The following is a 12,717-nucleotide window of genomic DNA, read 5'->3' as shown; positions in this document are numbered from 1 at the left end:
GTCGGTGCGGTCGGTGCGGTCGGCGGTTCGGTGCGGTCACCGTATACGGCGGGCCCGGTCGGATCCGGCGGACGGCTCGCCGGCGTCCCGTTCCTCTCCCTCTTCCCGCGGAACCGGGTACTCCACCAGTGCCAGCACCCGGCTGGCCATGAAGCGCGCGGTGCGCACGACCGAGCCGCTGCGGGTGACTTCACTCACTTCCACCACGCCCCGGCGCACCGCCGACTCGACCCTCCGGCCGGCCCTGGTCGCCACGACCTCGTAGGTGCGGGTGGTGTCCCCCGCGTCCACGACTATTTCCGTGCGGTCGCCTTTCATACCGTCAGACTCCTTTGTTCGACGGGAAGTTGACCTTTCCGGGGTGTGCGCGGACGCTGCCGGGGCAGACTCCCGCACATCCTCCAGGGTCCCACGCGGCACTGACAGCGGCCCGGGCCGCGCGTGCGTTGCGTACCGGCACGGCGGACGCGGGCTTCCGTAAGCTGTGCCACACCACACGGTTCGGGCAGCGGGGATGGACATGGCGATGATGCGGCTCCGGCGCGAGGACCCGCGTGTCGTCGGCTCCTTCCGGTTGCACCGCCGGATCGGGGCCGGCGGCATGGGGGTGGTCTACCTCGGCTCCGACAAGCGCGGGCAGCGGGTGGCGCTGAAGGTGATCCGCCCGGAACTGGCGGAGGACCCCGAGTTCCGCTCCCGGTTCGCCCGCGAGGTCTCCGCCGCCTCGCGGATCCGCGGCGGTTGCACGGCCCGGCTGGTGGCGGCCGACCTGGAGGCCGAGCGCCCCTGGTTCGCCACCCAGTACGTCCCCGGCCCCTCCCTGTACGACAAGGTCGGCGAGGAGGGCCCGCTGCCGGCCGCCGACGTGGCCTCGATCGGGGCGGCCCTGGCCGAGGGACTGCTGTCGGTGCACGAGGCGGGCGTGGTGCACCGCGACCTCAAGCCGTCGAACATCCTGCTGTCCCCCAAGGGGCCCCGGATCATCGACTTCGGGATCGCCTGGGCGACCGGCGCCAGCACCCTCACGCACGTCGGGACCGCCGTCGGCTCCCCCGGCTTCCTCGCGCCCGAGCAGGTCCGCGGGGCGCCGGTCACCCCGGCAACCGACATCTTCGCACTGGGGGCGACGCTGGCGTACGCGGCGACGGCCGACTCCCCCTTCGGGCAGGGAAGTTCCGAGGTGATGCTCTACCGCGTGGTGCACGAGGAGCCCGACCTGTCGCAGGTTCCGGACTCCCTGGCCCCCCTGGTGCACGCCTGCCTGGCCAAGGAGCCCGAGGACCGGCCGAGCACCGCGCAGCTGCACGAGCGGCTCTCCGAGATCCACGCCCGCGAGGCCCGCGGCCTGGACTCCGTGCGCGGGCAGGTGCGTCCGCCCCGGCCCGCGCAGGGCGGGGACGCCCGGACCGGGGGGCGGCGCACCGGCGGTCAGGGCACCGGGCCCGGAGCGGCGCGGCGCGGCACCGGGCAGGCCGGTGCGGGCCGCGGGCTGCAGCGGGACACCGGGGGCCGCACGCCGGCGGGGAACGCGCAGCGGACCCCGGCCCGCACCCCCGCACGCACTCCGGCCCGCACCCCCGCCCGGTCCGCGCCCCGGACGCCCGCCGGCACCGGGAGCCGCACCCCGGCCCCCCGCAGACCCGGGCCGGACCGCAGGCTGCTGCGGCAGCGGATCGTCGTCTTCGTCACGGTCACCCTGCTGTCCGCGCTGGCCATCACCGCGGTACAGGGCTGCCAGGGCGGGAACAGGTCGATGGGGCCGGGACCGGGCGCCCCGGCGCACCCCCCGGCGGCGGGCACCGCGCAGACCGACGGGGGCCGGACCGGCGGCTGACGCCCCTCGCCTCCGGCCTTGCCTCCGGGCGGGCACGGGTCCAGCCTGGACAGCGGGGGGACGTCCCGACCGAGGAGGTTGCGATGACCAGGAAGGTGGCCGACTGCCGCAAGTCCCCCAGTGTCTCCGGCTGCACCCTCACCATCAGCGGTGAGGAGGAAGAGGTCGTGAGGGCGGCCGTCGAACATGCGGTCTCCGTGCACGAGCACACCGACAGCCCCGAACTGAGGGAGCAGATCCGCGCGTTCCTCGAGGACGAGCGGGTCCCCGCCTGAGCCACTGCCCGCCGCGCCGCCGTCCGCCCGCCCTCCCGCGTGGCCGCGGCGGCGCCCGACGCCGCGGCCCCCGACGGTGCCCGGGCCGTGCTCAGCGGCCCTGCCGCTGTTCCGCGAGCCACTCGTCGAAGGTGGTCGGCGCGATGTGGGCGCCCTCGCCGGGCAGCAGCACGTTGCCGGCGGCCTCCGGGCCGAACAGCGCCGACCAGGTCGGCACGAGCTTCACCGTGCGGCCGCGCGCCTCGTGGGTGCGCCGGGCCATGTCCACCAGGTCCTGCGGTTCGGGGCCGACGACGTCGGGATGGTGTCCCTGCGGCCCGCCCGTCGCGATCCCGGCGAGGACGTCGGCCACGTCCGCGGGCGCGACCGGCTGCACCAGCAGCGGCGGGACCTCGGCGACGCCGTCCCGCTCGGTCCAGCCCGCCACCGTCGCGGCGAAGTCGTGGAACTGCGCGGCCGGGACGATCGTCCACGGCACCGGGCCCGCGGCCACGAGGCGCTCCTGCTCCCGCTTGCCGGCGTAGTGCGCGTTGCCCTCGAGACGATGGATCCCGGCGATCGAGAGCAGCACGTGGTGGCGGACGCCGGCCCGCTCCTCGGCGGCGAGCAGGTTCCGCGTGGCGGCGCCGAAGTACGCCACCGCCTCCGCCGGGTCGGTGGCCGTGCAGTTGGTGGCGTCGACCACTGCATCGACGCCGGCCAGGGCGTCGTCGAGGCCGTCGCCGGTCACCAGGTCCACACCCAGCGAGCGGCTGATGCGCACGACCTCGTGCCCGGCCCGTTCGAGGGCAGCGACGGTGAGTGCTCCGATGTTCCCGGTGGCGCCGGCAACGGCGATCCGCATGATCCGCACGGTGGTCTCTCCTCTTCTCCTCGGCCCCCGAACGCTATCCCGGATTAAAAAGGTCCGCAATCACTTGGATAGAATCGGATGCATGAAGCTGCCCGTGAGCACTGAATGGCTGCTGCACTGCGCCACGACGCTGGCACAGCTCGAGCCGGGAACCACCGCCTCGGCGGCCCAGCTCGCGCAGTACTACGACCTGCCGGCGGCCTCTCTCGCCAAGCAGCTGCAGACGCTCGTCAAAGCCGGCGTGCTGTCCGCGACGACGGGCCCCCGGGGCGGCTTCCGGCTCGCGCGGCAGCCGTCCGAGATCACGCTCCTGCAGATAGTCGAGGCGGTCGGCGGAACGTCCTCGCCGTACGAGTGCCGGGAAATCCGCCGACGCGGGCGGGGGGCACTGCCCCCGGAGGACTGCCGGAACACCTGCGTCCTCGCCCGGAAGATGGCCGACGCCCACGAAGCCTGGCGGCACAGCCTCGCCGGGAGCTCGCTCGCCGACATCCTCGCCGCCCTGCCCCCTTCGGCGCCGTCCCGCACCCGGCTGCGCCTGACGGGAACCGCGTAGCCCGGGCGCCCGGACCGGCGCCGAAGGCCCCCGGAGGACGTCAGCGGGGGGCGGCGGGCCTCGTCGCGTAGAAGGCCACGGCGGCGGCCGCGGCGACGTTGAGGGAGTCCACCCCCGCGGCCATCGGGATCCGCACGGACACGTCGGCCGCCGCGACGGTGGACGGCCTGAGGCCGTCGCCCTCGGTCCCGAGGACGAGCGCGAGCCGGCGGGGGCGGCGGGCGGCGAGCTCGTCCAGGTCGACCGAGTCCTCCCCCAGGGACAGCGCGGCCGTGAGGTACCCGGCCTCGCGCAGCATGCCCATCCCCTCCGGCCAGGACGGCAGCCGGGTCCAGGGGACCTGGAAGACGGTGCCCATCGAGACCTTGACCGCGCGCCGGTAGAGCGGGTCCGCGCACCGCGGGGTGACGAGCACCGCGTCGACGCCCAGGGCCGCCGCGCTCCGGAAGGCCGCCCCGATGTTGGCGTGGTCCACGATGTCCTCGAGGACGGCGACCCGTCGCGCCGGGCCGGACGGGCCGTCCTCCCCCGCCGGGAAGGCGAGCAGCCGCGCCGGGTCGGGCAGCGGCATGCGCCGCATCGACGCCAGCGCGCCGCGGTGCACGTGGTAGCCGGTGACCCGCTCGGCGAGCTCGGGGGAGACCGTGTACACCGGCGCCGGGGAGTCCTCGATCACGTCCCGCATGACCTGCGTCCACTTCGGCGTCAGCAGCATCGAACGCATCCCGTACCCGGCCTGCAGGGCCCGGCGGATCACCTTCTCGCCCTCGGCGACGAACAGGCCCTCGGCGGGCTCGCGGCGCCGGCGCAGCTCCACGTCGGTCAGCGACACGTAGTCGTGCAGGCGCGGGTCGTCGGCGTCCTCGACGGTGACGGGTACGGCCACGGGGGTTCCACCTTCCGGTGACGTGCGGTGCGGTGCGGGAGCGGGGACTCCGGCGGGACCGGGGACTCCGGCGGCCCCGGCGGGGCGGGGGCCCGGTGGTACGGGGCCCCGGCGGTCACCGGTCCCGGGCGGGCCCGACGGCGACCACGTCGCCGACGACGATCACCGCGGGCGGGCGGATCCCCTCGGCGGCGACCACCTCGGCGGCCGTGGCCAAGGTGGCGTCCACCCGGCGCTGGGCCGCCGTGGTGCCCTCCTGCACGACGGCGACCGGCGTTCGGGGGTCGCGGCCGTTCTCGACCAGGACGTCCGCGATCGCCCCGATCCGCTCCACCGCCATCAGCAGGACCAGTGTGCCGCGCAGCCGGGCCAGGGCGGGCCAGTCGACCAGGGAGCGCGGGTCCCCGGGGGCGACGTGCCCGCTCACCACGGTGAACTCGTGCGCCACCCCGCGGTGGGTCACCGGGATCCCGGCCGCGCCGGGGACGCTGATCGAGCTGGAGATGCCCGGCACCACCGTGCACGGGATGCCCGCCCCGGCCAGGGCCTCGACCTCCTCCATGCCGCGCCCGAAGACGAAGGGGTCGCCGCCCTTGAGCCGCACCACGGCCTTGCCGGCCCGGGCGTGCTCGATCAGGGCGGCGTTGATCGCCTCCTGCGCCATGTACCGGCCGTAGGGGATCTTGGCCGCGTCGATCACCTCGACGTGCGGGGGCAGTTCGTCGAGCAGGTCGCGCGGGCCGAGGCGGTCGGCGATCACCACGTCCGCCTCCGCCAGCAGCCGGCGGCCGCGCACGGTGATCAGGTCCGGGTCGCCGGGCCCGCCGCCCACCAGGGCCACGCCCGGGGCGCGGTCGCGGTGCCGGGGGGCGGCCAGGGTGCCGTTCCGCAGGCCCTCGACGACCGCGTCCCGCACGGCCGCACTGCGCCGCGGGTCCCCTCCGGTCAGCACCGCGACGGTGACGCCCTCGCTGCGGCCGGTCGCCGGGGTCCAGGCGGTGGCGGCCTGCGCGTCGTCGCTGCGCACGCACCACACGCGCCGCTGCTCCGCCTCCGCGGAGGCCGCCTCGTTGGCCTCGGCGTCGTCGGTCGCTATCAGCGCGTACCAGGCGCCGTCGAGGTCGCCGGGCCGGTAGGGGCGGCGCTCCCACCGCAGCTCCCCGGCCTCGGCCATGGCCTCCACCGAGGGTGTGGCCGACGGCGAGACCAGGACGATGTCGGCGCCGGCGGCGATCAGGCCGGGCAGCCGTCGCTGGGCGACCTGGCCGGCGCCCAGGACCACGACCCGGCGCCCTGCCAGGCGCAGGCCCACGGGATAGGCGGTCCGGTCTGCTGCGGCGGAGGGGTTCATGGCGGTGCGGCTCCTCGAACGGGGCGGGCGGGACGGGGCGGGCGGGACGGGCAGAGGGGCGGGGCCGGGCGGGCGGGGCCGGAGGGCCCGGGTGCGGGGCGCCCTGCGGGGAGGCGGGGGAAGGCCGCTGCGTCCTCGGAGCGGCCTCCGGCGGGCGGTCCGCCGGGGTACGTCCTCGCCCCCGCCCCGTCCTGTTGCCGGGACGGGGCGGGGGCCGGGGTGGTCCCGGGACCGGGTGCGGGACCGGGGCCGGGTGCGGGGCGACGGGTCCGGGTCCGGGTGCGGGGCGACGGGTCCGGGGCAGGGCCCGGGTCCGTCGCCCCGCGTCCGGCGGTCACTCCTTCTCGGTGACCCCTGCCGAGTCGAAGGTGGCGACCTCGTGCATCGCGCGGGCCGCGCTCTGCACCAGCGGCAGGGCCAGCAGGGCGCCGGTGCCCTCGCCGAGCCGCAGGTCGAGGTCGATCAGCGGGCGCAGTCCGAGCTTGTTGAGCGCCGCCACGTGCCCGGGCTCCGCGCTCCGGTGCCCGGCGATGCAGGCCGCGAGCACCTCGGGGGCAATCGCCCGGGCGACCAGCGCCGCGGCGCCGGTGCTCACCCCGTCGAGGACGATCGGCGTGCGCAGCGAGGCGCCGCCGAGCATCAGCCCCACCATGGCGGCGTGCTCCAGGCCGCCGACCGCGGCCAGGACGCCGATCGGGTCCTCCGGGTCGGGCCGGTGCAGCTCCAGCGCCCGGCGCACCACGTCCACCTTGTGGGCGTGCATGTCGTCGGTGATGCCGGTGCCGCGACCGGTGACCTCGGCCGGGTCGACCCCGGTGTAGACCGAGATCAGGGCGGCCGAGGCGGTGGTGTTGGCCACCCCCATCTCCCCGGTGAGCAGCGCCTTGTTGCCCGCCGCCACCAGGTCCCGGGCGGTCTCGATGCCGACCTCGATCGCCTGCAGGACCTCCTCGCGGGACATCGCGGGGCCGACCGTGAAGTCGTCGGTGCCCGGACGCACCTTGCGGGGCAGGAGCCCCGCCGTGGCGGGCAGTTCGACCGCCACGCCCACGTCCACGACGCAGACCTCGGCCCCGACCTGGTTGGCGAACGCGTTGCACACCGCGCCGCCGGCCAAGAAGTTGGCCACCATCTGTCCGGTGACCTCCTGCGGCCAGGCGGTCACGCCCTGGGCGTGCACGCCGTGGTCGCCCGCGAAGATCGCCACCGCGGCGGGCTCCGGGACCGGCGGCGGGCAGTGGCGGGACAGCCCGCTCAGCTGCGCGGAGATGATCTCCAGCATGCCGAGGGAACCGGCCGGCTTGGTCATCCGCTTCTGCCGCTCCCACGCCTCGCCGAGCGCCTTGGCGTCCAGGGGGCGGATCCGGCCCAGGGTCTCGTCGAGCAGGTCGCGCGGCTCCTCGCCGGGCAGGGCCCGCCGCCCGTACTCCTCCTCGTGGACCGCCCAGGACAGCGGGCGGCGCTTGGCCCAGCCGGCCTGCATCAGCTCGGGCTCGTCCGGGAACTCGTCGACGTAGCCGACGCACAGGTACGCGACCACCTCGAGGTGGTCGGGCAGCCCCAGTTCGCGGACCATCTCCCGCTCGTCGAAGAAGCTGACCCAGCCGACGCCCAGCCCCTCGGCCCGCGCCGCGAGCCACAGGTTCTCCACCGCGAGCGCGGAGGAGTACGGCGCCATCTGGGGCTGGGTGTGGCGGCCCAGGGTGTGCCGGCCCCCGCGGGTGGGATCCGCGGTGACGACGATGTTGACCGGGGTCTCGAGGATGGCCTCGATCTTGATTTCCTTGAACTGCTTGGCCCGGGCCTTGGGGAGGGACTTGGCGTAGGCGTCGCGCTGACGCACGGCCAGCTCGTGCATCCTGCGGCGGGTCTTCGCCGACCGGATGACGACGAAGTCCCACGGCTGGGAGTGGCCCACACTGGGCGCGGTGTGCGCGGCCTCGAGGACGCGGATCAGCACCTCGTGCGGGATGGCGTCCTTCCGGAAGCCGTTGCGGATGTCACGGCGCTCGCGGATGACACGGTGCACGGCGTCGCGGGTGGGCTCGTCGTACGCGGGCGCCGCGGCAGTCGGCGACTGCTCCTCGGCGGCCGACTCCTCGGCGGCCGGCTCCTCGGCGGCCGGCTCCTCGGCGACGGGCTCTTCGGCAGCCGACTGCTCGGCGGCGGGCTGCTCCTCTCCTGCAGCCGGCTCCTCTTCGGCGACCGGCTCGGCAGGCGCGGCCTCCTCGACGACAGGCTCGACGACGGTCGGCTCCTCGGCGGTCGGTTCGGAGGCCTGCTGCTCGGAGGCGGCAGCCGGTTCGGCGACAGCCCGGTGCTCGGCGACCGGCTCGGGCGCTGCCTCGGCCTGAGGCTGTATGGCTTCCGGGGCGGGTGCCACGGCCTGGGCCGCGGGCTCCTCGAGGAAGGCGGAGGTGCGCGAGCGCGGTGCCCGGCGGCGACGCCCGGTCCCGGGCCGCACCACGGCTGCGGGCGCCTCCGGGGACTCCGGCTGCTGTGCGGGCTCCGCCGCGGAGGGCTCCTGTGCTGCGGGAGTCTCCTCGGCGGGCTGCGGCTCCGGCTGCGGGGTGCCCTGCTCCACGGCCTCCGGCTGCGCGGCTTCCGGCTGTGCGGCGGCACCGGGCGGAGCTTCCTGCACGGGCTGCCCGTCGGCTGCCGGCGCGGTGTCCGCCCCGGCAGCCTCCGCGGGCTGCTCGGCAGGAGCCGTTTCCGGGTCGCCGGCCTCGTCCCCGGCCTCGGTAGGCGTCCCCTCCTCCGCCGGCGAATCGGCGGCAGCGGCAGCGTCCTCGGTCGCGGGGACGGCGGCTTCCGGGGCCTGCACGGGCTGCGGGGCCTGCGGGGTCTCCGGGCTCTGGGCCGCGACCGGCTCCGCCTGCTCTGCTGCTGCGTCGGACGGCGCCACTGCCGCGGCGTCGTCCGCAGCGGCGACGGGCACCGGGCCTGCGTCGCCCTGCGCCTCGCCCTCGACGGCACCTTCCTGCGGCACCGGGGTTCCGGCGGTCTGCCCGGCCCCAGCGGCGGCCTCGGGCTCCCCGGCAACGGCGGGCGCGGCCTCTCCGGCCTGCGGAGCGGTCTGCCCCTCCGCACCGGCCTGGACCGGCTGTGCCTCCTGGGCGGTCTGCGGCGGCTGCGGTTCGACGGCCTGCTGCGGCGCGGCACCGTCCTCCGGCTGCCCGGCCGGGGCGTTGTCCGGCACCGAGGCCCGGGCCTCGGCCGCAGGCTGCTCGACCTCGGCCGCGGGTTCGGCCACAGCTGCGGGCTCGACCTCGGCCGCGGGCTGCTCGGCCACGGGCTGCTCGGTGGGCAGTCCGGCGGCTTCGGGCGTGCCGTCCGGCTGCGGGACTTCCTGCGCCACGGCCTCGGCCTGCGCCGCCTCGGCGGTCGGGGGCTCCTGCTGCGGGGCCTGCGGCTGCGCCTGCTGTTCGACGGGCTGCTCGGCCACGGGCTGCTCGACGGGCAGTGCGCCTGGCTCGGCCGGCGGCGCGGCAGGCGTGGCGGCGTCGTCCGCCGCCGGAACGGCCGTGCCCGCCTCGACGGCCTCGGCCGCCTCGGGGGCCGGGGCCGCCTGCTGCTCGGCCGGGACCACCTGCTGCGGTTCCGGAGCAGAGGCGGGAGCTGCGGGTGCTGCGGGTGCTTCGGGAACCGGCTGCGGCTCCACGGCGGGCTGCTCCACGGCGGGGGCTTCCGACTGCACGGCTGCCTCCACGGGGCCTGTCGCCTCCGCGGGCTGCTGGACCGGCTGCGGCTCGGCGGACTGCTGCGGCTCGGCGGACTGCTGCGCCGGGATCCCGGGCTGCTCGGCCGCGGGCGCGGGCTGCCTGGTGGGGGCGGGGACCGCGGGCCCGCGGTCGGCCAGCGAGCGGACGGCGACGCCCCCGGTGTTCTGCTCGGGGATGGGCGGGCCCATGTGGAGCGGACGGCGCGGCGCGGGCTGGGCCGTCTGCTGGGGGTGGCGTGCCTGCGCGGTCCAGGGCTGCGGCACCGGGGCCGGGGCCGTCTGGAAGCCGTGGTTCTGGAAGTCCGGGTTCTGGAAGTCCGGCGCCGGGATCTCGGGCGGCAGCCCGTGCGCCGGCGCCTGCTGCGCCGGTGCTCCCGGTGCCTGGCCCTGCTCGAAGGCGTGCGGGGGCAGGGGGTCGTTCAGCGGGTCGCCGTAGGGCGCCGGCTGCTCCGGCAGCTGCACGGGGGGCGGGACGGCCCCGGGGAACGGCTGCTGCATCGGAACGGTCCCGAAGCCGGCCGGTCCCGCGGCGTGGACACCGGAGTCGTGGACACCGGTGTCGTAGGGGCCGGCGGCGTAGGCGCCGGTGCCGTGCGGGTCCGCCTCGAAGGGCGTGTGCTGCGGGTGCACGGGGCCGCCCGCCTGCCCCGGCGCGGGCGGGGCCGCCTGGGGGTCGCCCCACGATCCCTGCGGGCCGGGCATCAGGAGGAGGTCGTCCTCCTCGTCCGGCTGGTCGAGGAAGGTGTAGGCGGGGGCTGCCGGGGGGATCGCCGGGTCGGGCGCCCATCCGGGGCCCATCGGCTCCGCCTCGGCGGCGGGAAGCCCGCCATGCTGCGGAACCGGCTCTCCGCCTGCGCCCTCCGGCTGCCCCTCTACCGGGAACTGACCGGTGTCAGTCATGCGTGCCCCTCGCCCATCCGTCTCGCACCTCCGACGGGGCGGCCGCGGCGCACGCGCCGCCCTCATGAACAACGAGCATGCACGGTAACCGGCACGACCGTCCCGAGATGTCCTGCATTCTTCCTGGCCGCAGGGTCCTGCGGCCAACCGAACCGCTCGCCCCGTGCTGTGGGGTGCGCCACGTCGGCCCGCGGCCGCACCGTACGGCCGGTACAGCAGTACCGGCCGGCCCCCTTCCACGCCGATCCGCCAGCCTACCGCCAGGCGGGCCGCGTCCGGTCCCCGGTCCGTGCTGCGGACGGGGGCTCAGCCGCGCTGGCCGCAGATCAGGAAGGCGGTGCTGCGCTCCCGTTCGGCCCACTGCCCGTCCAGGCCGACGGACTGCAGCAGTTCGCACTCCGTGATGTAGCCGGCGGACTCCAGTGCGGCCCGGACGGATTCGGCCTCGTCCCTGGTCAGCGCGCTGGCGACGATGCGTTCGGGCCTGCGGGCCGCGCAGGCCGCCGCAACGGCCGCGCCCCCGCCGCCGATCCGCACGAGGTCGGGTTCGGGAAGGTCCTCCAGGACGGCGGGCGCCGTCCCGTGGACGACCTGCACCTGCACGCCGAACCGGCGGGCGTTGGCCGTGGTCCGGGCGCAGGCGGCGGCGTCCGGCTCGACGGCGATGACGGCCGCACCGAACCGCGCGGCCTCCACCGCCGCGGCTCCCCCGGCGGATCCGACGTCCCACAGCAGGTCGCCGGTGCGCGGGCCCAGGCGGGCCAGTTGCAGCGCGCGCAACTGGGGCGAGGACGCCTCGTCGGCCGGGGTGCGCGGGTGCGGTTCACCGTCGTACTCGTGCGCCGGCAGGGCCCAGCCGCGGACGTCGCCGGGGTACTCGGGGCTGTGGCCGGAGATCCAGCCCGCTTGCCCGGCCGGCGTGTTGCTGCCCCCGATGACCAGGACCACGTTGGGGTCGCGCCAGAGGTGGTCGGCGACCTTGTCCGAGGTGATGACCGTGACCCGCTCCTGGTCGGTGCCCAGTTCCTCGCAGATGACGAAGGTGCGGTGCACCTCGCCGAGCAGCAGGGCCAGTTCGGCGGGGCCGGCGCCGGGCGCGGTCAGGACGGCGACCTTGGTGTGCGCGCGGCAGACGTTGACCGCCCGGCGCAGGGTGCGCCGGTGGGCCACGACGACGCGGGCGTCGTCCCAGGGCATGCCGGCCCTGGCGAAGGCGGCGGCCACCGAGGAGACCGCGGGGAGCACTTCGACCTCGAGCCCGTGCTCGGGGCGGCGCAGGGCCCGTACGACGCCGAAGAACCCGGGGTCCCCGTCGGCGAAGACGACGGCGGTGCCGCGGTGGGCGGCGATCCTGCGGGCGGCCAGCTCCAGGCTGCCGACGAGCACCCGCTCCGCGGCCGCGGGGACGTCGGGCAGGGCGAGGTGGTGGCGGGTGCCGGCCACGAGGGTGGCTGCCGCGACCGCGGACCGCGCCGCGGCGGTCAGCGGTGTCCCGTCCCAGCCGATGACCGTGACCCGGTCCGCCATGTGTGTCGCGTCTCCTGGAAGTGTCGGGTGCCGGCAGTGCTGTCCGTAGGGAAGGAGGGTATCCCGACGGGGCGGCGACGGACCCTGTGGCGCGTCGACGGGCGGGCGGGGCCGGTACGGCGGCGGGCGGCGGTCCCGTCGGGCGCGGGCGCGGGCGCGGGCGCGGGCAGCGGGGTGCGGGGTGCGGGCGCGGGCGGCGTCAGCGCACGGGGTCGGACTCGATGTCCTCGGGGAGCAGGCTCCAGACGATCAGGTCGGTGCGCACCTCGGACCAGCTGCCGTCCGGTTCGGGCTGGCGGACGATCCAGGCGTTGCGCAGGACCCCCTCGCTGGTGCAGCCGACCTTCTGGGCCAGCTGCTGGGAGGCGGTGTTGCCCGCGGCGGTGCGTATCTCCAGGCGCTCGAACCCCTGGTCGTCGAAGAGCCACTGGGCGGCGGCGTGGACCGCCTCCGAGCCGTACCCCTCGCCCCTGGCCCAGGGGGCGACGACGTAGGCGGCCTCGGCGGTGCGGCAGCGCCAGTCGGTGTTGCACAGGTGGACGGTGCCGACCAGCCGCTGGGTGAGGAACTCGGTGACCGCGAAGACGATCCCCCTGCCCTCGGTGCGCTCGAGCACCGATCCCCGGTGCACCCAGTCGCGGGCGTGCTCCTCCGTGTAGGGGTGCGGTACCGAGGTCCAGGCCGTGACGAGTTCGTCGTTCATCATCTCCACCAGGGCGGGGACGTCATCGTCCTCGAAGGCGCGCAACACCAGCCGCTCGGTGGTGATGGCGATCTCCGGGAAGCTTGACGACATGTGCTCTCCTCACCGATC

At 76.4% G+C, this 12,717-nt stretch carries 10 protein-coding genes; 3 read left to right on the top strand and 7 right to left on the bottom strand.

The window, feature by feature from the left end; all coding sequences use genetic code 11:
- Positions 1 to 36: 36 nt before the first annotated feature.
- The gene (locus GQS52_RS23240) at positions 37 to 318 is read right to left on the bottom strand and encodes a hypothetical protein (protein WP_182315278.1); all 282 of its coding nucleotides are present in this window, start codon (positions 316 to 318) and stop codon (positions 37 to 39) included.
- 202 nt (positions 319 to 520) lie between these two features.
- Here GQS52_RS23240 and GQS52_RS23235 point away from each other — a divergent pair, with 202 nt between their 5' ends.
- Entirely contained in the window at positions 521 to 1,834 is a 1,314-nt protein-coding gene (locus GQS52_RS23235) for a serine/threonine-protein kinase (protein ID WP_182315277.1), read from the top strand.
- An 83-nt stretch (positions 1,835 to 1,917) separates the two neighbouring features.
- The gene (locus tag GQS52_RS23230; RefSeq protein WP_182315276.1) at positions 1,918 to 2,109 is read left to right on the top strand and encodes a DUF1059 domain-containing protein; all 192 of its coding nucleotides are present in this window, start codon (positions 1,918 to 1,920) and stop codon (positions 2,107 to 2,109) included.
- A gap of 91 nt (positions 2,110 to 2,200) precedes the next feature.
- Here GQS52_RS23230 and GQS52_RS23225 read toward each other — a convergent pair whose 3' ends face one another.
- Entirely contained in the window at positions 2,201 to 2,953 is a 753-nt protein-coding gene (locus tag GQS52_RS23225; protein ID WP_182315275.1) for an NAD(P)H-binding protein, read from the bottom strand.
- A gap of 91 nt (positions 2,954 to 3,044) precedes the next feature.
- Here GQS52_RS23225 and GQS52_RS23220 point away from each other — a divergent pair, with 91 nt between their 5' ends.
- Positions 3,045 to 3,518: an Rrf2 family transcriptional regulator gene (locus GQS52_RS23220; protein ID WP_182315274.1), complete on the top strand. Its 474-nt coding sequence runs from the start codon at positions 3,045 to 3,047 to the stop codon at positions 3,516 to 3,518.
- A gap of 40 nt (positions 3,519 to 3,558) precedes the next feature.
- On the opposite strand, the gene GQS52_RS23215 is transcribed toward GQS52_RS23220, so the two are convergent.
- The 5 genes from GQS52_RS23215 to GQS52_RS23195 form a co-directional block, all read right to left on the bottom strand.
- Positions 3,559 to 4,404, bottom strand: coding sequence for an RNA methyltransferase (locus GQS52_RS23215; RefSeq protein ID WP_182315273.1), 846 nt, complete (start codon positions 4,402 to 4,404; stop codon positions 3,559 to 3,561).
- A gap of 115 nt (positions 4,405 to 4,519) precedes the next feature.
- Positions 4,520 to 5,755: a uroporphyrinogen-III C-methyltransferase gene (gene cobA, locus GQS52_RS23210; protein WP_182315272.1), complete on the bottom strand. Its 1,236-nt coding sequence runs from the start codon at positions 5,753 to 5,755 to the stop codon at positions 4,520 to 4,522.
- A gap of 334 nt (positions 5,756 to 6,089) precedes the next feature.
- A complete protein-coding gene (cobT, locus tag GQS52_RS23205; RefSeq protein WP_182315271.1) occupies positions 6,090 to 10,376 on the bottom strand; it encodes a nicotinate-nucleotide--dimethylbenzimidazole phosphoribosyltransferase in 4,287 nt (1,428 codons plus the stop codon).
- A gap of 306 nt (positions 10,377 to 10,682) precedes the next feature.
- Positions 10,683 to 11,903, bottom strand: a complete 1,221-nt coding sequence (gene cbiE, locus GQS52_RS23200; protein ID WP_182315270.1) for a precorrin-6y C5,15-methyltransferase (decarboxylating) subunit CbiE — start codon at positions 11,901 to 11,903, stop codon at positions 10,683 to 10,685.
- Positions 11,904 to 12,102: 199 nt separating this feature from the next.
- Positions 12,103 to 12,699, bottom strand: a complete 597-nt coding sequence (locus tag GQS52_RS23195) for a GNAT family N-acetyltransferase (protein WP_182315269.1) — start codon at positions 12,697 to 12,699, stop codon at positions 12,103 to 12,105.
- Positions 12,700 to 12,717: the final 18 nt, after the last annotated feature.

Source organism: Streptomyces sp. SCUT-3, assembly GCF_014083985.1.
In the GTDB taxonomy this organism is placed as follows: Bacteria; Actinomycetota; Actinomycetes; order Streptomycetales; family Streptomycetaceae; genus Streptomyces_H; species Streptomyces_H thermolineatus.
Note: the sequence above shows the minus strand (reverse complement) of the source record. Positions and strands in the feature narration are given on the sequence as shown.